Source organism: Paenibacillus sp. FSL K6-3182, from assembly GCF_037976325.1.
Classification (GTDB): domain Bacteria; phylum Bacillota; class Bacilli; order Paenibacillales; family Paenibacillaceae; genus Pristimantibacillus.
Map to the genome: position 1 here is coordinate 3,181,266 of NZ_CP150265.1, position 21,969 is coordinate 3,203,234.

The following is a 21,969-nucleotide window of genomic DNA, read 5'->3' on the forward strand; positions in this document are numbered from 1 at the left end:
TGGGAGAGTGATAGTATGATCAACTTACATCAAGAACGAATTCCAGCGACTGCGCAAAATTCGAACTTACCGAATTATGAAGAAGCGATTAATTCCTTTGAATGGAGTCAAATCGAAAGTCAATTTAGCTGGTACACAACTGGAAAAGTAAATATGGCGTATGAGGCCATTGACCGTCATGTCGAGCAAGGAAAAGGCGATAAAATCGCCCTTTACTATAGCGATAGTGAGCGGGATGAATCCTACACCTTCGAACAACTGAGCAAACAATCCAATCGTTTTGCAAACGTCTTGCGCAAGCTTGGCATTTCCAAAGGCGAGCGTGTCTTCATCTTTATGCCGAGAACGCCTGAACTTTATTTTAGCGCGCTTGGTGCTTTGAAGGTCGGCGCGGTTGTTGGTCCGCTATTCGAAGCATTCATGGAGACAGCGGTAAAGGACAGACTTTTGGATAGCGAAGCTACTGCTATTATTACAACGCCTGCTCTTCTCAAAAGAATTAAGAGAGATGAGCTGCCGAATTTAAAGCATGTAATCGTATTCGGCAAGGATTTAGCGAAGGAAGAGAATATTGTTGATTTTGCAGAAGAGATGGCTGCAGCGTCCGACGAGGCTGAGATTGAATGGCTGGAGCGCGAGGATGGTCTCATTTTGCATTATACTTCCGGCTCAACCGGCAAACCAAAAGGTGTCTACCATGTACAAAATGCGATGATTCAGCATATGTATACGGGTCAAATAGTACTTGATTTGAAAGAAAACGATATATATTGGTGCACTGCAGATCCAGGCTGGGTTACTGGCACTTCTTATGGCATCTTTGCACCGTGGCTTAACGGCGCTACAAACGTCATACGAGGCGGACGCTTTAGCCCAAGCGATTGGTATAGCGTCATTCAGAAATACGGCGTTACGGTATGGTATAGCGCACCTACGGCATTCCGTATGTTAATGGGTGCAGGTGACGAAATATCACAGCAATTTGATCTTACAAGCTTGCGGCATGTTCTAAGCGTAGGCGAGCCGCTTAACCCAGAGGTCGTAAGATGGGGAATGAAGGTTTACGGCCAACGCATTCATGATACATGGTGGATGACGGAGACAGGCGGCCAATTGATTTGCAACTATCCAAGTATGGATATTAAGCCAGGATCGATGGGCAAGCCGTTGCCAGGCGTGAAAGCTGCTATTATCGATGATAGCGGCAATGAGGTGCCTCCATATCGTATGGGCAATTTAGCAATACATGTGCCTTGGCCATCCATGATGCGCAAGGTATGGAATAATCCTTCTAAGTATGAGGAATATTTTTATCTTAAAGGCTGGTATATCTCTGGAGATTCCGCCTATATGGACGAAGATGGCTACTTCTGGTTCCAAGGCCGTATCGATGATGTAATCAATACAGCAGGCGAGAGAGTAGGCCCGTTTGAGGTTGAGAGCAAGCTGGTTGAGCATCCGGCTGTAGCAGAAGCGGGCGTCATCGGCAAACCAGATCCGATGCGTGGAGAAATCATTAAAGCTTTTATTGCGCTCCGTGAAGGCTATGTGGCCTCGGATGAACTGAAGCTTGAGATTTCACAATTCGTAAAAGTAGGTTTATCCGCCCATGCGGCACCAAGAGAAATTGAGTTTAAGGATAAGCTTCCCAAAACACGAAGCGGCAAAATTATGCGTCGTGTGCTGAAAGCGTGGGAGCTGAACCTGCCAACGGGCGATTTGTCCACAATTGAAGACTAACCAAAATATAAAAAAGAGGATGGCTCCTGATCAGATCAGGGGCCATCCTCTTTTTCGTGCTTTATTCGAGCAATTATTAACGCTGAAATAACTCGATTCGCTCACCGTCAGGTCCGCTTACAAAAAAGTATTGGTATCCGTTCGGCAGTACAGTGATGCTCTCATCGATAAAGGTCACTTCAAGCTGCTTTAAACGTTCAAATTCCGCATGGACATCAGTTACTGTCACTGCAAAATGATGCACCTTGCCTTCACTTGGAAGGTTGTCATTATAGCCTTGAATTAATTCTAATTCGGTTTCGTCGGAACCACCAAAGCCAAGAAAGGCAAGCTCAATAATTCCATTCGTATGAGGCGTTCTTCCTTTAAGCTCAAAGCCAATAATTTCAGTATAAAAAGAAATAGAAGCATCAATATTTTTTACCATAACGCCAACATGATCAATACGTCTTTTAGTCATTGTTTTTATTTCCTTCCTAATCGGGAATATGGAATTTTATCGCAATAATGAATGCTTTTTATCATAAGGAGATGGAAAACAGTTGTCAAGTCATAATTGTCGAGTCGTAGTTAAGCAGCTGGTTCATTTTGAAAAAAATGGGTTGACTTTCATGCAGACACATTTATAATTATGATAGTTCCAAGTAATCGGGTAGGAATAATTAAGTAAAGGAGGTTCGCTTGTTGGATAAGAGAAAATTAGGCAATAGCGAGCTTTATCCATCCGTTATCGGGTTCGGAGCTTGGGCTGCTGGGAAAGCAGGCTGGGGAGAAGTCGATGATAACGAGATTGAGGCTGTCATTCGTCGTGCGTATGAACAAGGGATCACCTTCTATGACACCGCTCCATCCTATGGGCTGGGACATTCCGAGAAAGTGCTTGGTAAAGTGCTGCAGCCCGTAAGGGAGCATGTCATTATCGCAACAAAAGCTGGCCTCATCTGGAACGATCAAGGGCAGTTTAGTATAAATGTATCTAAAGCAAATATAATTCGTGAGGTAGAGGAGAGCCTGCGGCGATTAAATACGGACTATATTGATTTGTATCAAGTACATTTTCCTGATCCCAGCGGCAAAACACCGATTGAAGAAACGTTTGAAACGTTAAATCAACTCATAGTTGAAGGGAAAATCAGAAATATCGGCGTTTCAAACTTTAACGTTCAGCAATTAGTTGCAGCACAATCCGTTAGCAATATTGTATCTTTGCAGCTGCCCTATAATTTGTTCCAGCGCGATGTTGAACATGCAGCGTTACCCTATGCGAAGCAGCAAAAAATCGGTTTTATTCCTTATAGTCCGCTAGCCCAGGGATTGTTGACGGGGAAATTTAATTATTTGACAAGGCTGCCCAAAACGGATGTTCGCGCACAGCTTAATCCTTTATTTTCGGATAAACAATTTATTAAAAACATTGTCATCGTCGAAACCTTTACTGGGATTGCTAGAGCCATCGAGAAACCGTTAAGCCAGGTAGCTATCAACTGGTTATTGTATAAGCAGGAAATATCGAGTGTGATCGCTGGTGCGAAGACGGTTAAGCAGCTGGAGGAAAATACGGCTGCAACCAAATGGCGTCTATCCAGAGAAGATCATGAGCAAATAAGCCGTTTGTTTGAAACGGATTCATCTTATGTCATTTGATAATCATAGAATGCTGCTCTTATATTCATTTTCTAAATAGTAAATTCCCAAAAGAAAAGGCAGCAGCCCCGTGAGAGGCTGCTGCCTATTTCGTTTACCTCTAGCTGATCGTTTGCTTGGAGGATGGTGATGACTCGCCTTTCGCGTTTTCAGAGGTTATATAGAAGGAACCTGTGATAAGCGGCGCAACATACTCAAAGCTTGTTTCCAAGGTTGATCCGATCTTGGAATATTGACCATCGTTGTTTGCACTGTAGTAAATATTATATTGCGTCACTTGGTCTGACACACTGTTAGCCGCCCAAGTTAATCGTACGCTTAGATCTGTTTTCGCAGCCTGCAAGCCAGTTGGTGTGGAAGGTGCTGTTGTTGTGCCAGAACCATTTCCACTTCCATTTCCGCTTGAGTTGTCTCCACCTGTTGTCGGTGGAGGGGTACTCGGTGTGCTGCCATATTGTACTATTTGACTAGGTGCTGACTCTTTGCCCACAACATCAACCGCTGTTACGTAATAAGTGTAGTTTTGAGCATTGGAGGCATACACTTTCATACGTTTGTCTGCACCGACAACAATGGATTCCCCTTGCTTCTCATAAGGCCCTTGATTAACCGAACGGTACACGCGGTAACCAACGACATCAGCAGCAGTACTATCATTAAATGTCAATATAAGCACGCCATCCGACGATTGCAGCTTAACGCTTGCCGGAGGCGGTGGAGCTGCTCCATCGTCAACGCGAGGGTCTGGTTTAGACGGCGCGTTGTTTTCTGCATCAGCTGGAAGGTAAATATCAAGTGGACGACGACTGCTAGCCGGAAGTTTCTGCTGTGCTGCCTTAATTTCATCCATAAGAACATCCAGTGGTTTTTTACGTTTAATAACGATTTGTTCCTTAATCATATCGCTAGGAGTAGCTGGGTTCGGAACATAGTTAACGCCATTGAAGGAAATATAAGCCATCTTCACGAGCGCGTCATCTGTTTTCTTAGGTATATCCTTCTTGTTAAACCAGTCAGTAACAAGCATGCCTGCTTGTTTCGTTAATTGACTTGGAAGCAAGCCGCTAGCGCTTGACACCGTAGCTTTGACAATGCCGGATGGACGTTCAAATTCTTTGGTTACAAAAATTCCCGGCTTCTTCTCAGCCATCTTATTCATAATGAGTGCCCAGATGGAACGAGCACGCGTTTTGCCGACTTCGGATAGGGAGTTGACCTGTTCCTCATAACCGGCCCACACGCCTAGCGTGATATCTGGCGAGAAGCCCATAAACCACACGTCACCGTAGCTTTGTGTAGAGCCTGTTTTACCGGCAATAGGAATTTCACCGTACTTATCGAATTGTGATTTCAATTTGTTAGCAGAACCGCTCTTGCTTGAAATAACAGTCGACAGCATATCTGTCATCAAGAAGGCACTCTGCTCCGAGAACACTCGTTTTGGTTCCTGCTTGTGTTCATATACAATTTTTCCGTTTGCATCTGTAATTTTTTGAATCATATAAGCATCATTGAAAACGCCTTTGTTCGGAATCGAGCCGTATGCATTCGTAAGCTCTTCAACCGATACGCCGATGCTTAGACCGCCAATTACACCGGTTTGTGCATAAGCATCTTGCGGCTGCAGCGTTGTAATGCCTAGCTTTTTAACGAACTCCCACGCATTTTCAATTTTGACTTCCTCATTGAAAATTTTCAGAGCAGGCAAGTTCAAGGAACGGTTTAATGCCTCACGCGCCGTTACTAGACCCGCGAACTTACGGTTTACGTTCATTGGGATATGGAAACCCTTCTGGCCATCTTTCAGGACAATTGGAGCATCGTCAATTATGCTCGCGGGCTGAATGATACCCATTTCAATAGCTGGAAGGTAAGCCGCCAATGTTTTCATCGTTGAGCCTGGCTGCCTTGTCATCTGAGTGGCATAGTTTAATTGCTCCTCATAGAAGTCTCGGCCTTCAAGCATTCCCACAATAGCGCCAGTTTTGTGATCGAGCATGATCGCAGCAATCTGCTCCAGCCCTTTTTTCTCGCTATATGGCGTGAAATTCTCATCATTGGTGCCAATCTCACGCATGAGCTGGTAGACATCCTTGTCGATGGTTGTATAGACATGGTAGCCGCCGCGTAGCAAATGATCGCGAGCTTCCTCAATAAGCGGAGCATTTTCTTTTTTGCGAAGGTCTGCTTTTGTTAAAGTAGAATCCTGCGCCATGAGCATAATTTCCGCTGCTTGACGTTCTGCTTCAAGCATGAGATAAGGATAGGTTGTATAGGCTTTTTCTTTTGGCTTAGCCAGCGTTTTCCTAATATCGAATTTGGACGCTTCGTCGTACTCTTGCTGAGTAATCCGCCCAGTCTCGAACATCCGCTTCAACACTGTTTTTTGACGTCCAAGCGCGAGTTCAAAGCCCGCCTCATTGAATTGACCTTTACCTGTGAACGCTGTATAGGCAGAAGGCCTTTGCGGTAGACCTGCCAAATAGGCAGACTGCGCGATATTCAGCTGGTTTAGATCCGAAATATCAAATATCCCTTTGGCAGCTGCTTTAATGCCGAACAAATTGTAGCCGCTGGAACCATTTCCGAAAGGAACCTTATTCAAATAAGCAGCTAAAATTTCTTCTTTCGTTAAATAACGTTCCATGCGCAGCGATAAAAATATTTCTTTAATTTTACGGCTATCTGTTTTGTCTAAACTTAGAAATACACGTCGCGCAAGCTGCTGAGTAAGCGTACTTCCGCCCGTTTGCGTATCTTCATTTAGAAGCTTTTGCTTTACTGCACGTCCAAGGCCGTTAATGTCTACGCCGTGATGCTCCAAAAAGTTATTGTCCTCAATGCCAAGTACGGCAGTAATAACCTGCGGCGGTAAATCATCATATGTAATAATCATTCGGTCCTCTGACGTTCTTAGCTGTCCGACAAGTGAATCATCATTGAAGTAAACAAATCCAGTGATGGCATTTTCGCCGATCTTCTCTAAAATAACGGATCGAGGTCTTACGCTTTCGTCTTTCACAAGCGCGGCCACATAACCAGTTACTGCTCCACCGGCAAGCAATCCGATGAAGATTCCGAAATATACCATCCATTTAGCTGTTATAAAAGTTACGATTCCAAATGTACGCCATTTGCTTCTTTTGTTTGGCGCAGGTTGACGATCTTCTTGCATTTCTATGACTCCTCCTCCAAATAGCACACCTATTATAACATAAATCGCTAAAGTAACGCATTCTTTCCTTGCATTGACTTCACAGCACTGCTATGGTATAAATTCAATAATGTTTTATCTAATCAATGCTTTGAAGGGCATGAGTAGACAGCGAATCGTACTTTCAGAGAGCCGGTGGGTGGTGGAAACCGGTATGCGCCGCTTGTTGAATTACCGCCTGGAGCTAAGTGAAGGAACCGTATACTGACAATCCTCTGCACATTTTGGCAAAAAAGCCTGTGGGGCAGTCGAATCAGCCGTAGTAGTTCACTTCGGAGCCCGTCTCCGTTATCAACAACGAAGTGAGAGTACCTCTTTTTTATGTGAAAAAAGGTAGGAGTACTCTAACGAGGGTGGTACCGCGAGCTAATCCTTCTCGTCCCTTGGGGCTGGAAGGATTTTTTATGTCTATATAGACGCATACAAAGGAGGAAAAGTTCTATGGTGAAGTGGGAAAGTTTAAGTGGTGAGCAGAAAAGTGAGGTCGAGCGTCAGCTGGCTGTCATTCGCCGCGGTGTTGTGGAGATTGTACCTGAGGATGATTTGAAAAATAAAATAGCGAATGCTGTCGCAACAGGAAAGCCATTAAATGTAAAGCTAGGACTTGATCCTTCAGCGCCAGACATTCATATCGGCCATACGGTTGTTCTTCACAAGCTTCGTCAATTTCAGGAACTCGGTCATCAGGTTCAACTGATTATCGGTGATTTTACAGGCAGAATTGGTGATCCAACCGGCAAATCGGAAACGAGGAAGCAGTTGACGGAAGAAGATGTGAAGCGGAATGCGGAAACATACCAAAAACAAATTTACAAAATATTAGATCCACAGCAAACAAAGCTCTACTACAACTCGGAATGGCTTGCACCGCTTAACTTTGCGGATGTTGTAAATCTAGCCGGGAAAGTAACGGTTGCACGCATGATGGAGCGTGATGATTTCACAAAGCGGTACACGAGCGGCTTGCCGATCAGCATTCATGAGTTTTTCTACCCGCTGATGCAGGGATACGATTCCATAGCTCTTGATTCTGATGTGGAGCTAGGAGGCACGGATCAGACATTTAACCTGTTAATGGGCAGAACCTTGCAGAAGGAATATAATAAACCGGGCCAAATCGTAATTACGACTCCTTTGATCGAAGGGTTGGACGGCGTAAATAAAATGAGCAAAAGCTTGGGCAATTACATCGGTATCGATGAAGAGCCAAACCAAATCTACGGCAAATCGATGTCGATTCCAGATAGGCTTATGCTCAAATATTACGAGCTTGCTACCGATTTAAGCAACGAGGAGCTTGCGGCATTGAAAGCTGGGCTAGCAGATGGTTCTGTACATCCTCGTGATGCGAAGATGCAGCTTGCAGCGACATTTGTACGAATGTACCACGGCGAAGAGGCAGCGAAAGCGGCAGAAAATCATTTTATAACCGTATTTCAACAACGTGCGCTGCCTGATGATATCGAAGAGGTATCGATTGCTGCGGAACAATTGGAAGATGGCCAAATTCGCATCGTGAAGCTGCTCACTCTGCTTGACTTGCTGCCAACGAGCAGTGAAGCGAGAAGAAGCGTTCAGCAAGGGGCAGTGCGTCTAAATGAAGAGAAGATAACTGATATTAATGCGGATATTTCTCCTAAGGATGGCGACGTGCTTCAAGTTGGAAAACGTAAATTTATAAAAATTAAATTAACATAATTGGAATAATAGAGCTTGTTGAAATGATAAAATTCAACAAGTTCTATTTTTTTAGAAACAAAAGAGCGTTTTCAACGTATTAAATAACGGAAGCATTAACAGGTTATGGATACTAAGGGAGGAGGAGAGAGTTGGAGACGCTATTTATGTCTTGTCTAGTCGGAGGAATCCTTTATGCGCTCGTAAGTATTATTTTTGGGGATTTGATCGGGCAAGCACTCGATGGAGCACTCGATTTTTTATCCTTAGATGGTCATTCATGGCTGTCGCCGACTGCGCTAGTAGGCGGGATAACCACTTTTGGCGGAGCAGGGATCCTACTCGGACGCTACACTGCCTTTAGTTCAACAGCCATCGTGGTGATTGCCTTATTCATCTCACTTACAGCTGCAGTAGCTGTTTTCTTTCTCTACATTAAGCCGATGGAGCAAAGCGAGAATTCAATCGCTTTTTCGCTTAATGATTTGTCGGGTAAGCTCGGGGAGGTGCTGGTCCCCATTTCTGCGAAGGGCTATGGTGAAGTGATGGTTAAGGTGGGAGCTGGATTTACGAATCAAATTGCAGCTAGCTTTGAAGGCGTTGAAATTACAAGTGGCTCCAAGGTTGTCGTTGTTGAGGTAAGGGACAGCACTTTGTATGTATCGGAAGTAAATCTATCTTAATTAAAGCAGCATAAGGGGGAAATTCAATGGAAGATATTTATGTTATACCAGCTATTGTAGTTGGCGTTTTTGTTATATTAGGTCTTGCCTTCTGGGCGCGCTACAAAACAGTTAGTCCAGACGAAGCGATGCTCGTAACGGGATCATTTCTAGGCTCCCGAAATGCGAGCACGGATGAATCTGGGCGTAAAGTGAAAATCATTAGAGGCGGAGGCGCGTTTATTCTGCCGATATTCCAGAAGGCTGAGTTTCTATCGCTATTGTCCCATAAGCTGGATGTATCGACGCCGGAGGTATACACAGAGCAAGGCGTACCAGTCATGGCAGACGGTGTAGCGATCATTAAAATTGGCGGTGCGGTTGAAGATGTGGCGACGGCGGCAGAACAGTTTCTAGGCAAGCCTACCGAAGCGCTCAAGGGTGAAGCACAGGAAGTATTGGAAGGACATTTGCGCGCAATTCTTGGCTCAATGACAGTTGAAGAGGTATATCGCAACCGCGATAAATTTGCGCAAGAGGTGCAAGGGGTTGCAGCTAAGGATTTGAAGAAGATGGGTCTTCAAATCGTTTCCTTCACGATCAAGGATTTGCGCGATAAACATGGATATTTGGACGCGCTTGGTAAACCGCGAATTGCTGCAGTCAAAAGAGATGCTGAGATTGCGGAAGCTGAAGCGATTCGGGATGCTAGAATTCAGAAAGCACTCGCTGCTGAGGCCGGTCAAAAGGCCGAGCTAGTGCGCGATACCAACATTGCTGAAGCAGAGAAAGAAAAGGAAATGAAGGTCGCGACGTTTAAACGTGATCAAGATACAGCAAGAGCAGAAGCGGATCAGGCTTATTCGATTCATGAAGCGCGTGCTAAGCAAAACGTAGTCGAAGAGCAAATGAAGGTTGAACTCGTACGTAAAGAACGTGAGATCGATCTGGAAGGAAAAGAAATATTGCGTCGTGAGAAGCAGTATGATGCAGAAGTGAAGAAAAAAGCCGATGCAGACCGTTACGCAGTTGTACAAGCGGCGGAAGCGAACAAGGCGAAGCTTCTTAATGAAGCTGATGCTCTGCAATACCGTATTGAAGCGGAAGCCAAGGCACATGCTACCCAGAAACGTTTGGATGGTTTAGCTGTTGCAGAAGCAGAGAGAGCGAAAGGTACAGCGGAGGCAGACGTTATTCGTCTTCGCGGTTTAGCAGAAGCGGAAGCAAAAGAAAAGCTAGCTGAAGCTTTTGAGAAATTTGGAGAAGCTGCAATACTTGATATTATCGTAAAAATGCTTCCTGAGCTGGCTGGCAAAATTGCCGATCCTATCGGCAACATTGATAAGCTTACTGTCGTTGATACAGGGAATGGCGAAGGGGCGGCACGTATAAGCAATTATGTGACTTCATTAATGTCTACTGCTCCGGAGATGCTGAAGAGCGTATCGGGAATCGACGTGAATGCAATCATTAAAGGACTAACGAATAGAGGCGGTAATCTACCTGCAGTACCTAGCAAGCCGGTTGATATTGCTGCTGCTCCTGCTGTAATTAAGCTTCCTGAACAATAAAGTAAGGCAGTGTAAACAGAAAAAAACCTTGAACCAAATGGTTCAAGGTTTTTTTGTTTATTAACGGCTGTAGAATTCGACGATTTGTTTCTCGTCGATATCTTGGGAAAGCTCACCGCGGTCAGGCAGACGAAGGAATTTACCTTCCATTGCTTGATCGTTGAACTCCAAGTAGTTCGGAAGGTGATGACGGCCTTCCATAGCTTCTTTAATTGTTCTAAGGCTGCGGCTGCGCTCGCGCAAACCGATTACATCGCCAAGAGAAACGCTGTAAGAAGCGATATCCACTTTCTTGCCGTTTACAGTTACGTGACCATGTGATACCAACTGACGAGCTCCTGCACGGGAGTTGGAAAGGCCAAGACGGTAAACGAGGTTGTCAAGACGGCTTTCAAGGAGGCCCATGAAGTTTTCACCGGCTTTACCTTTCATTTTTGCCGCTTTGTCAAACAAGTTGCGGAATTGTTTTTCGTTCAAACCGTACATGTGACGAAGCTTTTGTTTCTCTTGCAATTGAACGCCGTAACCGCTCATTTTTCTGCGTTGGTTAGGGCCGTGTTGACCTGGTGGAAAAGCGCGTTTTGCAAGTTCTTTACCCGTTCCGCTCAAAGAGATTCCAAGGCGACGGCTTAGTTTAAATTTAGGTCCTGTATAACGTGACATACGTAATATTAACTCCTTCATCAAATAAATTTGTGAATGGGGTTGTGTTTCGCCGAATACGTTCAATGTTCGAGCAAGCTCGTCCCTGATAGGCTAGTCAGCCGCTGGCCTATAGTGAACGTATTTCATGAGGGTGACACAAAACCGTACGCCCATCTATTCATCAATAAATAATATATGAAATAGATAGCTGTTGTCAAGGTTCACTAAGGAAATTTAATGATGTTTGAAACACATCGAAAGACCTATATTTTAAATACATAGTAGTGCAAATTTCTCAAAAATGGAGTATGATGATTGTAATATTAAGTGAAAATAGGAAGCTCATCACCTTGGTTGACAGATGGAAGGGTTGGGGCTGCATGGTTGATCGAATGAATAGCAATTTTGCATATCGTAAAACATCAACAATTGTGGATACATCAGCAGAGTCACAACCGATTTGGTTCATCAGCGAAGATATTAGCGATGCGGACAAGCCCTTGCTATCACCATTGTTCCAAGACAGTTTCAATCAGTGGGTAAGTGAAACATCAGGATTAGCCTCATTTGAGGCTGGTGAATTTGTGTTATTCAATAATGAAGCGGAAGAGATCTCATCTGAAGGTCTTTATGACGCTGAGGCTGGCGAGAAACGCAATGCTGCGCTTGCAAAGGTTGTCCAAAGCGTTATAAGCAGCGGTTTATCTTGCCATAATGAAGCAGATGGTCTATTTACAGCAGCAGTGCCTATTCATAGGCGAGGCGATGGTGCTGTTTTTTGTATTCTTGCTTATGTGTCTCCAATTGGTCATCAGAAGGACATCGCGCAGCTTCAAATGTGCTCATTGCATTTTCGCAGCTGCTTTTACCATAAGTTTGAACAGCTTTATGTCAAGGATTTGCTTTTGCAGCAGCAGCGGGCTGAGCAGGAAGCAAATAGAAGAGATTCTTTGTTTCAAGCAGCCAAACGGCTTTATGATCAAATCGATGTTGCATCGGTGCTATCAGAACTGCTTAGCAGCCTGGAACAGCTTTATCCAAACTCGGAAGTTCATTTGTATTTATCGCAGGACCACTTAAATGGTGATCCGCGTGTAAAGCCGCTTGTTTTCAAAAACTTGGAGCATGATCTTGTCACCAAGGCTTTTTTGAATGGCAAATCGGTTACGGAGCATGACAGAGACGGTACGCTTAGGCTGGCTGTTCCAATGAACGGCAAACAAGCCGCGTATGGTGTGCTTTGTTTGTATATAGGTCCAGGCAAATGGGATGAAGCAGACTTGCCTGCCTTCCTGCAGCTGGCGGATACTGCGGGATCAGCCTTCGAGAATGCGAAGCTGTATGAGCAATCTAATCTGCTTATTAATGAGCTGCGACTAATTAATGAGCTTACGAAACGATTAAACCAGTCGCTTAGGCTCAAAGAAATTTTTCAATTTGCTACCACTGAGCTTTTAACGATATTTGATGCGGATTATTGCTGTGTTTTGCAGCTTAACAAAGAAAAAAATCAATTCATCGTCATGTCCAGTAATTTTCCATCCCTGACGAGCGAGCAGTTTTTGCCCGATTACGGGTTCTGCGGAATGGTTTATCGAACCAAGGAGCCAATGATTATATCCGATTACTGGCATACTCGTGTTGTAACGTCCAAGCTAATGGATAATACTGGTTCAAGATCACTTATTGCCTCACCAATAATGGTTGATGGAGAGGTCGTTGGTGTTATTTTGATTACACACAAAGCGCCAAACTTCTTCTCCTACGATAATTATAAATTACTTCAAGTGATGAGCACGCACATTGGACTTGCTGTAACGAATGCTTCATTGCACGCTGAAGTGCGCCGGATGGTTATAACTGATAACTTAACTGGCTTGCATGCTCGCCACTATTTAAATGAACAAATTCAAAACCGTCAGCGCAAAGATCCATTCGGCTCACTTATTCTTGTAGATATCGATTTATTTAAACGCATCAATGATACGTATGGACATCAAGTTGGTGATCGTATACTCATCCAAGTGAGCAATATTATTAGAGGATCGATCAGGCAGGGAGATATTGCTGCGCGCTGGGGCGGTGAAGAGCTTGCGATTTACTTGCCAGGCATTCGGGCTGAGCAAGCGTATCGCATCGCCGAACGAATACGGGTGCATGTGGAGATGGAAACGGATCCTGTCGTAACCGTATCCTGCGGCGTATCCGAATGGAAGTTTGAGGATGAGAAAATTAGCGTTGAGTCATTATTTTATCGTGCAGATATGGCACTTTATGAAGCTAAGCATAATGGAAGAAATTGCATCATTGTTGGTCAGAACTAAAATCATGAACATTGTAAAGAGAAGGATGCTGATTGCAGCATCCTTTTTTTTTGTTCCTATTTGGAATAATGAGCTTGCAGGTTAGGGACGCTACTATAGAACATGTTGGACGGGAGGTAAGCATATGAAAAAAGAGAAAGCAATTAGCGTAATTGTGGTCACGCTTGTATTCATGCTCTCAATTGCCGGATGCGGAAATGTGGGTAAACATCGTTCACCTGAGGAATGGCTGTCTTTGTCTTATTCGGGGCTTGCCGCAACGGATCAATATGATTTTACAGGGTCGATGAGCATAAAGACAGACGGTGGTCTAGCTTTTAAACCGGAAGTGTTCGAAGGCAAGGTCGTGGATCATCAGCAGTTGACATTGCAGACGAATAGTCAGGAAACGATGCATTGGAATCCAGTAAAGGTGCTTGAGACGTTGAATCAGTCCAATGATGAGGTTCGGATCGTAAATGGCAGCAACGATAAGGATACCGTAACGCTGTTGATTACTGAGAATGCAAAGGTTTCAAAGGAGAAATGGGAACAGCGTTTGCGGCAGCAGCTAGATCAGCTTGGAGCAAACATGCCTTCCAAAGATAAGCCTTTTCACCAAGAATGGATGGAGGAATTGGCACGATCGCGCAGCCAGCTTGATGCCATGCTTTCGACCATGCAGGCGACTACGGAGTATGAGCTCGTTATCGACCGCACGAAGCTGCTTCCGCTGAAGATGGAAGAGAAAACATCCTTTCAGTACACCTATAACAAACGTCCATTTTCTGAATCAAGATACACGACAGTTAGGTTTCAATCCTTTAACGGTGCGTTGAGCAACACTGTTCAGCAGATGCATAAACGTGTTACGATGGATTAGTTTATGATCGAAAGTTAGAAGGAGAGGAATTTTACATGCGTGATTCAAGATTGCAAAAGCTGGCGCGAAATTTAGTCGAATATTCTATCGATGTTCAAGCAGGGGAGAATGTGCTAATTGACATGGTTGGTTCAGAACGAGAGCTGACCAAGTGTTTAATAGAAGAGGTTGCAAGGCGGGGCGGCAGGCCGTTTGTAGAATCGAGCGATCGTTCTGTTCTTCGTACTTTGCTGAAGCATGCTACGAAGGAGCAAATGGAGCTTTGGTCGTCGCTTGATTTGGAGCGGATGAAAAATATGCAAGGATATATCGCCGTTCGCTCAGGAGACAATGTGAATGAATTTGCTGGAATTCCTGATGCCAACATGCGCCTATACGATCAAATTTATAGAAATCCGGTACATTCCGAACAGCGCGTTAAAAAAACAAAATGGGTCGTTTTGCGTTACCCAAGCCCATCCATGGCTCAGCTGGCCAATATGAGCACGGAAGATTTCGAAGACTTCTATTTTGATGTATGCAACTTGGATTATGCCAAAATGGACGCAGCGATGAACCCGCTTCAGAAGCTGATGAGTGAAACAGATCGAGTGCGGATTGTATCGCCAGGCACGGATTTAAGCTTCTCGATTAAGAATATCGGAGCGAAAAAATGCTCTGGCCACCGAAATATTCCCGATGGAGAAGTGTTCTCAGCTCCGGTTCGCGATTCGGTGCAAGGTACGATTACTTACAATGCGCCTAGCGTCTATTCTGGCGTTACGTTCCAAAATATTTCACTGACATTTGAAAACGGCAAAATCGTAAAAGCAGAAAGCAATGACAATGTTCGTTTGAACGAAATTTTAGACATGGATGAAGGCGCTCGCTATATTGGTGAGTTTGCAATCGGATTTAATCCGCATATTTTGCATCCCATGAATGATATTTTGTTTGATGAGAAAATTGCCGGCAGTTTGCACTTTACGCCAGGTCAAGCCTATGATGAGACGGATAATGGCAACCGTTCTGCTGTTCATTGGGATCTCGTACTTATTCAACGCCCAGAATACGGCGGCGGCGAAATTTATTTTGATGATGTTCTTATTCGCAAAGATGGCGTTTTCGTCATTCCAGAGCTTGAAGGGTTAAATGCTGAAAACCTCAAATAAGCAAATACGCTCCAATCGTATTCCTATGTAATAAATGGAAAATAAAGCGTTTTTCATTTTACCTCTTGCTGGATGCTTCTTTTCGGGTTATCATGGTGACAAAGGTAAGCTTTACTAATTTAACTGGAGGGATCTCCCATGTCCAACAACGCAGCAATCGTAGAAATTTCCCAAACGGCTAGCCAATTCACTTCATCCATCGTTCTGCAAGCCGAGAGCAAATATATTGATGTAAAAAGCATCCTCGGACTTTTCACTACACTAGTAGGCGGACATGCGTACGAACTTCATGTACACGGACCGGATGCTGAGGAAGCAAAAGCAGCAATGGCTGCTGTATTTGCTAAGCACAACTTAAATGTTAATGTTATTACGGATTAGTAGATCATATTTTTAACGAATAAGCACCTCTTCACTTTTGAAGAGGTGCTTTTCTGTTTTGACCTTGTATAATCGCTCTATTTCGTCTAATATAGTGGTATAGAAGACGGCGGATACGCGCACAGGGGGGAAAACGATGTCTTCACCGGAAATTACGGTACAATTGCATGAGAAAGCGCTTCGTCTCCTTCAGGAAGATGCGAGTAAAATAGAAAAGCTAATCGAAGTTCAGATGGAAAACTTGACTACTCGTCAATGTCCACTTTACGAAGAAGTGCTAGATACACAAATGTATGGATTCTCGCGAGAGGTTGACTTTGCTGTTCGCGCCGGACTCATTGCAGAGCTGGCTGGCAAGGAAATAGTGAGTAGATTAGAGCGGAATTTAGCTATGCTATACGAAGCACTGGAAAGAAAAGAGTAGCCTCCAAATGGAGACTACTCTTTTTTTTTGTTTACACAAGGTAGAACGCAATACCGAGGATGACATAGACCATGATAAGCAGCACGCCTTCATACCAATTCGTACGTCCATCACGTGATACTGATTTGGCAATAAAGACAGAAACACCGATGGCAGTTAATTCGATAGGCGTGAATACGATATCCATCGTGTTTCCAAATAAGCTACTAACGAGAATGAGCACAGGCGCTACGAATAAAGCAATTTGCAGGCTGCTGCCGATCGCGATTTCTACAGCTGCGCCGATCTTATTTTTCATAGCCAGCATGACAGCAGCGCTATGCTCCGCCGCGTTACCGACAATAGCGATTACGAATGCCCCTATAAACAGCTCAGACAGGCCAAATTTCGCACTGAATGCGTCAAGGGTATGTACAAGCCATTCACTCACAAAGGCCACCATAACGGTAGCTAGGAGGAGGAAGAAGATTGACTTTCCTTTTGACCAGGCCGGCTCTTCACCGTGATCTGCATTCATGACGACATCAGAGAGCATATCCTTGTGGGTAACCATGGAGAACACCAGCCACAGAATATAAGCTAAAATCAGAATTCCCGCAACTGCAAGACTTAGAAACTGATCCTTCTCAAACGAAAACTTCTCTGAAACAACGAATACAGCTGGCACAAAAAGTCCAATGACAGCCATGATCATGAGCGTAGAATTGTGATCCGCTAATCGGCCGTTAAATTGCTGCTCCTTATACTTCAACCCGCCAAGCAATATGCTAAGACCCAAAACAAGCAATAGATTTCCGATAATAGCTCCTGTCAAGCTCGCTTTTACCATATCGAATTGCTGCGCTTTAATCAAAAATATCGCGATGATGAGCTCTGCGGCATTTCCGAAGGTTGCATTGAGGAAGCCGCCCAGCCTTTGACCTGCATAATGTGCGACACTCTCCGTGGCTTTACCAAGAAAACCGGCCACAAAGATGATCGCGATGGCTGAAATGATAAATTGGACTGTGTTATCCCAGTGGGCGTAATGACCGATGGCACTAAGTGCAAACATGAGGATTAACCCTGAGAAAAACCATTTTTGATTCAAAGCGTTCACCTCTTCAAATAGTTGCTGAAAACCTGATAATACTATAGCGGAAATAAGCAAGCATGTAAACTTTACCAGTTAAAAGGTGCATTCGATATGTTTATCTGATTCATGGAAAATAAACGACGAGATAAAGTTATTGTCACATATTGGAGAAAGTTGGTAGAATGATAATAGTGTGAAGGATTGAATGGGGGCCTGGCTATGGCAATGATATGGGTAGCTATAATCGTGGGTTTGATCTATTTACTGGTGGCAGCTTCAAGATACAATAAACGGCTTGAACGTGATGCTTTTAGGAGAGGGGCTTATGCTTTCTCTCTTGCTATCCATCATCAAGGTCTTGGTATCCTTGCTGAGAATTGCAAAAGACGAGAACGCGGAGCTAAAGGAAATGGTTATGCTTGCCAACATTAATATGTTTAAGATTTACTCCTTCGTAACGACTGTGAATCAAAAGTTAGCAAGCGCGAATGGTGGAAGAATTATCAATTTATAAACATTTAGCCTGAATAGCATCTTGTTCACAAAAGCTTTTAACACTCAGCTTTGCTGTGGTATTGTCCGTCTGCTATAATAAGCCTATATGGCAAAATGAGGAGTGAGTCACATGACAGAAGAACTTCAAACGGGTCTTATCCGAATCTCTGATGATGTAGTAGCAACGATAGCTGGACTCGCAGCGCTTGAAACGCCAGGCATTGCGGCAATGTCGGGCGGAATTTCCGAAGGACTCGCCAAACGGCTGAGCGGAAAGAACGTGCAAAAAGGCGTTTCAGTTGAAGTAGGAACGACGGAAGCGGCCATTGATCTTCGTATTATTGTTCATTACGGCATTCCGATTCAAGAGGTATGTCGCCAGCTTCAACTGAATGTACGTGAATCTGTAGAGAATATGACAGGATTGCACGTTGTTGAAGTGAATGTGAAGGTAGAGGGTGTTGCCTTCAAAGAAGAAGAGCTGGAAGAAGTTCAGCAGCAGCGATTGAAGTAAATAAAGAAGGGTGCCTCTTTTATAAAAGAGGCACCCTTTTTTTTTGATTCCATTAGCGCTTTGTAGGTTCTACACGGTTTGCTTCCCTCGATATGCTTAACAATACGCCGATAGACATTAGACAAAATAGCAATGATGAGCCGCCATAACTTATGAACGGAAGTGTAACGCCTGTCAGCGGTATTGCAGCAGTAACGCCGCCTATGTTGACAAAAGCCTGAATGGCGATCAAGCCGACAATGCCAACACCAACTACTGTGCCGTAATGATCAGGACAGCGGAGTGCAACGATAAGGCCACGCCATAAGAAAAATAAATAAAAGAGCAAGAAGAGGGCGCTGCCAATAAAGCCTAACTCTTCTCCAATGATTGCAAAAATAAAATCATTATAGGGATATTTCAGGTAATGCAGCTTCTGGACGCTTTCACCGAATCCGGCACCGGTTAAGCCGCCGTGACCAAAGGCTTGCAGTGACGACACGAGATGCCAGCCGGTATCCTGAGAATCGCTGAGTGGATCTCTAAACACTGTAAGCCGATCAATTCGGTATTTCCAAGGTTTTGGATCAATCGCCATCGAGATACTGAATATGACGGTGAGAAAGAGGCCGATAATCGTTCCAGACATAAATACCTGCTTTAAATTCGCACCGCCAGCCATAATCATGACCGTAGCACATGCAGCAAGCACTAAAGTGGAACCAAGATCGGGCTGCATCATAATCAAGCCGCAAACGAAGCCGACGATAATGATAACCGGCAGCAGCCCTTTTTTGAAGCTGCGAAAATTATCGCCCTTCTTCGTTATAAGAGCACCAAGATACAATATGATGGCCAGCTTGGCTGGTTCGGTTGGCTGTATGCCAAGTGAACCTATCCCGAACCAACTATGTGCACCATTGATCTCCTTACCAATAAACGGAACGAGCACGAGCATGATGACTACTGGAATGAAAAATAGCATGAAAAGGCGTTTGAAAACCTGATAGCGCAAATTCATCATAAATAACATAACCATTATACCAAGGCCAGCCCACATGAACTGGCGCTTGGTGAAATACATGGCATCATCTTCTGTTACGACAGCGACACTTGAGCTAGCGCTAAATACCATTACAAGCCCAAAGCCGACGAGCAGAAGAGTTAAAATGAGAAGCAGAAAGTCCGGTCTTCCACGGCTACCGTTCTGCGTGGCTTTCATGACAGCACCGTTACGCTAACAATTGTTTCAATTGCTGAAGTCTTTGCGTCGCCGTACTCATAATTGGCTGTGGAATCGGGGACTCATACTCAAGACCATGCGGGAAAGTGGAGCGTCCAATATAAACCGATTCGATAATTAGAACGGCATGAGGTGATTCAAGCTTACCTTCAATGGCTCTTGTTGTAATTCTCAAATAATAATCGGATCCGCTAGCGTGATCCTCAAGTTTCAAGTCGTATGTAGCGCGATAGTATTCCCACTGCCAACGGACAAAACCAACTTTTTCAGCAGATTCGTCTAAGTGGTCAAGTTCGCTTTTAACACCGTTTAAGCCGGTATTTTCAATAATCATGGTAGTTCCTCCCAAAGGTTTTGTGAAGCAAAACTGACTTTACTAGCATATGCTTCCATTTCAAAAGACAGAGTTGTACATTCTTTTCTCATGATAGTATGTTTCCCCAGCAAGCGCAACCCTTACTCCCACCCCTTGTTGTGAACAAAAGTGACATTTTGAAGAAAACTAATATTCCTAACGATTTAGTGATGCTTTTGCTTCCTAATTAAGCCGTTCATCTGGTAAACTAAATGGCATGATAGGATTCGTAGTTTTTTTGAAAATGTAAGGGGGTTTGCGATTTGCAAACAGAGGATATCGTAGATCTACAGCTAGAGCAGCTATTTCCAAAAATGATTAATTGGCGCAGACATCTTCATCAATATCCTGAGCTTTCGTTTCATGAACGAGTAACGTCAAGCTGGATTGCTACCCAATTAAGCGAGCTGGGCATAGAGGTCCAGACTGGGGTTGGCGGACATGGACTAATTGCAACCATTAAGGGAGATCAACCAGGCCCGGTCATAGCGCTGCGGGCTGACATTGATGCACTTCCTATTCAAGATGAGAAAAAATGCGAGTATGCGTCTAAGGTGCCAAACGTTATGCACGCATGCGGTCATGATGCACATACATCTACGCTTCTAGCGATTGCGTCTTATTATTCGGCGAATCGATCCGCTATTTGCGGTGAGCGCAGACTGTTGTTCCAACCAGCCGAAGAGGTTACACCTGGCGGAGCAATGCCGATGATTAAAGATGGAGCACTAGATGGAGTAGACGTCATTTATGGCGTACATCTGTGGACGCCGCTCGCTTATGGCTTGGTTTCGTCCAAACCAGGAGCCTTTATGGCTGCTGCGGATGAATTCGTTATTGATATTGTCGGACGAGGCGGTCATGGGGGATTGCCGCATCAAGCTATTGATGCGATTATGATTGGTTCAACGCTTGTGCAATCCGTCCAATCCATTGTAAGCCGCAATGTGAACCCGCTGCATCCGGCAGTGGTGACTATTGGTTCTTTCCAAGCAGGTACGACCAATAACGTCATTGCGGAACGTTGCAGATTAAAAGGAACTGTCCGTTCGTTTGACGAGCAGACGAGAATGATGATACATGACCGGCTCAAGTCGCTTGTCACGCATATATGCCAAATGCATGGCGCGGAATTCGATTACCAGATGAGGATTGGTTATCCGCCCGTCGTAAACGATGAAGAAGAGGCTGAGCGTTTCTTCAAGGTTGGCGAAAAGCTGTTCGGTGAAAGCGCGGTTGTGCGTTCGGAAGCCATTACGGTTGCTGAGGATTTTTCTTATTACTTGGAAAAAGTACCTGGCTGCTTTATGTTTGTTGGTGCTGGCAATGAGAGCTGCGGTGCAACGTATGCGCATCACCACCCTAAATTCGACATTGACGAGAGAGCGATGCAGCAGGCAGCCAGACTTCTGATTGGTATGGCTGAGGAATATGCGAGCGGAGTTGTTTCAACCGCATAAGAGCGGATGCTCAGGCTCTAAAAAGGTTATGCTAAACCTCGTAACTTATAATCGAGGAGGTATTTCAGCTGAAAACGTTAAAACAAATTATGTCGACAGATTGTGTCACAGCGACTTTGGTTGATAATGTATATGAGCTTGCTGTAAAAATGAAGGAACATGATATCGGATTTATTCCAATTGTTGATGGCAAGAAGCTGATAGGTGTAGTCACTGATCGAGATTTAGTCGTAAAAGGATATGCAGAGAAGCATCCTGGCTCAGCTGCAGTTGCTGAGGTAATGAGTACGGATGTGGCTACGATAACTTCTGACGCATCTCCCGATGAGGCCGCGGAGTTGATGGCATCTAAGCAGATACGCAGACTTCCGGTTGTGGATGATGGAGAGCTAGTAGGGATTTTGGCAATCGGAGATCTTGCTGTACGAGATATATTTGCCGATGAAGCCGGTGAGGCGCTTAGCTCAATTTCGGAGCAAGAGTATTCAGCATCCCCTCCAACGTTTCATTAATATAAATAAGGCTGTCCGAGTGCGCTGTTAAACGCGCTTGG

20 protein-coding genes and 1 other annotated feature are annotated in these 21,969 nt (G+C 44.4%); of the genes, 14 read left to right on the plus strand and 6 right to left on the minus strand.

Annotated features, from left to right (window positions below; translation table 11 throughout):
• The first annotated feature begins 15 nt into the window (after positions 1-15).
• On the plus strand, positions 16-1,740 hold the full coding sequence (gene acsA / locus MHH56_RS13680; RefSeq protein ID WP_076268238.1) for an acetate--CoA ligase: 1,725 nt from the start codon (positions 16-18) through the stop codon (positions 1,738-1,740).
• A gap of 76 nt (positions 1,741-1,816) precedes the next feature.
• On the opposite strand, the gene MHH56_RS13685 is transcribed toward acsA, so the two are convergent.
• On the minus strand, positions 1,817-2,200 hold the full coding sequence (locus MHH56_RS13685) for a VOC family protein (protein ID WP_339208807.1): 384 nt from the start codon (positions 2,198-2,200) through the stop codon (positions 1,817-1,819).
• A gap of 224 nt (positions 2,201-2,424) precedes the next feature.
• Here MHH56_RS13685 and MHH56_RS13690 point away from each other — a divergent pair, with 224 nt between their 5' ends.
• A complete protein-coding gene (locus MHH56_RS13690) occupies positions 2,425-3,384 on the plus strand; it encodes an aldo/keto reductase (protein ID WP_339208808.1) in 960 nt (319 codons plus the stop codon).
• Between the two features lie 100 nt (positions 3,385-3,484).
• Here MHH56_RS13690 and MHH56_RS13695 read toward each other — a convergent pair whose 3' ends face one another.
• Complete coding sequence (locus MHH56_RS13695; protein ID WP_339208809.1) at positions 3,485-6,559, minus strand: transglycosylase domain-containing protein; 3,075 nt, start codon at positions 6,557-6,559, stop codon at positions 3,485-3,487.
• 121 nt (positions 6,560-6,680) lie between these two features.
• Positions 6,681-6,985 (plus strand) — a binding site (T-box leader).
• Positions 6,986-7,042: 57 nt separating this feature from the next.
• Between MHH56_RS13695 and tyrS the strand changes: the two genes are divergently transcribed.
• The 3 genes from tyrS (at position 7,043) to MHH56_RS13710 (ending at position 10,508) form a co-directional block, all read left to right on the plus strand.
• Positions 7,043-8,296 (plus strand): tyrosine--tRNA ligase, encoded by a 1,254-nt coding sequence (gene tyrS / locus MHH56_RS13700; RefSeq protein ID WP_339209587.1) that lies wholly within the window; start codon positions 7,043-7,045, stop codon positions 8,294-8,296.
• A 131-nt stretch (positions 8,297-8,427) separates the two neighbouring features.
• Positions 8,428-8,958 (plus strand): protease, encoded by a 531-nt coding sequence (locus MHH56_RS13705; RefSeq protein ID WP_339208810.1) that lies wholly within the window; start codon positions 8,428-8,430, stop codon positions 8,956-8,958.
• 26 nt (positions 8,959-8,984) lie between these two features.
• The gene (locus tag MHH56_RS13710) at positions 8,985-10,508 is read left to right on the plus strand and encodes a flotillin family protein (RefSeq protein WP_339208811.1); all 1,524 of its coding nucleotides are present in this window, start codon (positions 8,985-8,987) and stop codon (positions 10,506-10,508) included.
• 60 nt (positions 10,509-10,568) lie between these two features.
• Here the strand turns inward: MHH56_RS13710 and rpsD are convergent, their stop codons facing one another.
• Positions 10,569-11,171, minus strand: coding sequence for a 30S ribosomal protein S4 (gene rpsD, locus MHH56_RS13715; protein WP_054028044.1), 603 nt, complete (start codon positions 11,169-11,171; stop codon positions 10,569-10,571).
• Positions 11,172-11,503: 332 nt separating this feature from the next.
• On the opposite strand from rpsD, the gene MHH56_RS13720 reads away from it, so the two are divergent.
• From MHH56_RS13720 to MHH56_RS13740, 5 genes are all read left to right on the plus strand, one after another.
• Positions 11,504-13,477 carry a diguanylate cyclase gene (locus MHH56_RS13720; RefSeq protein ID WP_339208813.1) on the plus strand — a complete coding sequence of 658 codons (1,974 nt, stop codon included), beginning with the start codon at positions 11,504-11,506 and terminating at the stop codon, positions 13,475-13,477.
• 124 nt (positions 13,478-13,601) lie between these two features.
• On the plus strand, positions 13,602-14,339 hold the full coding sequence (locus MHH56_RS13725; RefSeq protein WP_339208814.1) for a hypothetical protein: 738 nt from the start codon (positions 13,602-13,604) through the stop codon (positions 14,337-14,339).
• Between the two features lie 35 nt (positions 14,340-14,374).
• Positions 14,375-15,490, plus strand: coding sequence for an aminopeptidase (locus MHH56_RS13730; RefSeq protein WP_339208816.1), 1,116 nt, complete (start codon positions 14,375-14,377; stop codon positions 15,488-15,490).
• A 138-nt stretch (positions 15,491-15,628) separates the two neighbouring features.
• A complete protein-coding gene (locus MHH56_RS13735) occupies positions 15,629-15,871 on the plus strand; it encodes an HPr family phosphocarrier protein (RefSeq protein ID WP_076268246.1) in 243 nt (80 codons plus the stop codon).
• A gap of 136 nt (positions 15,872-16,007) precedes the next feature.
• A complete protein-coding gene (locus MHH56_RS13740; RefSeq protein WP_054028048.1) occupies positions 16,008-16,295 on the plus strand; it encodes a YlaN family protein in 288 nt (95 codons plus the stop codon).
• Positions 16,296-16,326: 31 nt separating this feature from the next.
• Here MHH56_RS13740 and cax read toward each other — a convergent pair whose 3' ends face one another.
• The gene (gene cax / locus MHH56_RS13745; RefSeq protein ID WP_076268247.1) at positions 16,327-17,385 is read right to left on the minus strand and encodes a calcium/proton exchanger; all 1,059 of its coding nucleotides are present in this window, start codon (positions 17,383-17,385) and stop codon (positions 16,327-16,329) included.
• Positions 17,386-17,589: 204 nt separating this feature from the next.
• On the opposite strand from cax, the gene MHH56_RS13750 reads away from it, so the two are divergent.
• Together MHH56_RS13750 and MHH56_RS13755 are read left to right on the plus strand one after the other, a co-directional pair.
• Complete coding sequence (locus tag MHH56_RS13750) at positions 17,590-17,802, plus strand: hypothetical protein (protein WP_339208817.1); 213 nt, start codon at positions 17,590-17,592, stop codon at positions 17,800-17,802.
• 193 nt (positions 17,803-17,995) lie between these two features.
• The gene (locus MHH56_RS13755) at positions 17,996-18,379 is read left to right on the plus strand and encodes an Asp23/Gls24 family envelope stress response protein (RefSeq protein ID WP_076268249.1); all 384 of its coding nucleotides are present in this window, start codon (positions 17,996-17,998) and stop codon (positions 18,377-18,379) included.
• Positions 18,380-18,431: 52 nt separating this feature from the next.
• Here MHH56_RS13755 and ftsW read toward each other — a convergent pair whose 3' ends face one another.
• Together ftsW and MHH56_RS13765 are read right to left on the minus strand one after the other, a co-directional pair.
• Positions 18,432-19,580 (minus strand): putative lipid II flippase FtsW, encoded by a 1,149-nt coding sequence (ftsW, locus tag MHH56_RS13760; RefSeq protein ID WP_339208818.1) that lies wholly within the window; start codon positions 19,578-19,580, stop codon positions 18,432-18,434.
• 10 nt (positions 19,581-19,590) lie between these two features.
• Entirely contained in the window at positions 19,591-19,935 is a 345-nt protein-coding gene (locus MHH56_RS13765; RefSeq protein ID WP_076268251.1) for a YugN family protein, read from the minus strand.
• Between the two features lie 335 nt (positions 19,936-20,270).
• On the opposite strand from MHH56_RS13765, the gene MHH56_RS13770 reads away from it, so the two are divergent.
• A complete protein-coding gene (locus MHH56_RS13770; RefSeq protein ID WP_339209588.1) occupies positions 20,271-21,416 on the plus strand; it encodes an amidohydrolase in 1,146 nt (381 codons plus the stop codon).
• An 89-nt stretch (positions 21,417-21,505) separates the two neighbouring features.
• On the plus strand, positions 21,506-21,928 hold the full coding sequence (locus MHH56_RS13775) for a CBS domain-containing protein (protein WP_339208819.1): 423 nt from the start codon (positions 21,506-21,508) through the stop codon (positions 21,926-21,928).
• The last annotated feature ends 41 nt before the right edge of the window (positions 21,929-21,969 follow it).

Coding starts and splice junctions, on each gene's coding strand:
- MHH56_RS13765 (WP_076268251.1), bottom strand. CDS start 19,935: ATGATTATTGAAAATACCGGCTTAAACGGTGTTAAAAGCGAACTTGAC.
- MHH56_RS13710 (WP_339208811.1), top strand. CDS start 8,985: ATGGAAGATATTTATGTTATACCAGCTATTGTAGTTGGCGTTTTTGTT.
- MHH56_RS13770 (WP_339209588.1), top strand. CDS start 20,271: ATGATTAATTGGCGCAGACATCTTCATCAATATCCTGAGCTTTCGTTT.
- MHH56_RS13725 (WP_339208814.1), top strand. CDS start 13,602: ATGAAAAAAGAGAAAGCAATTAGCGTAATTGTGGTCACGCTTGTATTC.
- rpsD (WP_054028044.1), bottom strand. CDS start 11,171: ATGTCACGTTATACAGGACCTAAATTTAAACTAAGCCGTCGCCTTGGA.
- MHH56_RS13730 (WP_339208816.1), top strand. CDS start 14,375: ATGCGTGATTCAAGATTGCAAAAGCTGGCGCGAAATTTAGTCGAATAT.
- MHH56_RS13685 (WP_339208807.1), bottom strand. CDS start 2,200: ATGACTAAAAGACGTATTGATCATGTTGGCGTTATGGTAAAAAATATT.
- MHH56_RS13695 (WP_339208809.1), bottom strand. CDS start 6,559: ATGCAAGAAGATCGTCAACCTGCGCCAAACAAAAGAAGCAAATGGCGT.
- MHH56_RS13735 (WP_076268246.1), top strand. CDS start 15,629: ATGTCCAACAACGCAGCAATCGTAGAAATTTCCCAAACGGCTAGCCAA.
- MHH56_RS13740 (WP_054028048.1), top strand. CDS start 16,008: ATGTCTTCACCGGAAATTACGGTACAATTGCATGAGAAAGCGCTTCGT.
- MHH56_RS13750 (WP_339208817.1), top strand. CDS start 17,590: ATGGCAATGATATGGGTAGCTATAATCGTGGGTTTGATCTATTTACTG.
- MHH56_RS13755 (WP_076268249.1), top strand. CDS start 17,996: ATGACAGAAGAACTTCAAACGGGTCTTATCCGAATCTCTGATGATGTA.
- ftsW (WP_339208818.1), bottom strand. CDS start 19,580: ATGAAAGCCACGCAGAACGGTAGCCGTGGAAGACCGGACTTTCTGCTT.
- acsA (WP_076268238.1), top strand. CDS start 16: ATGATCAACTTACATCAAGAACGAATTCCAGCGACTGCGCAAAATTCG.
- MHH56_RS13775 (WP_339208819.1), top strand. CDS start 21,506: ATGTCGACAGATTGTGTCACAGCGACTTTGGTTGATAATGTATATGAG.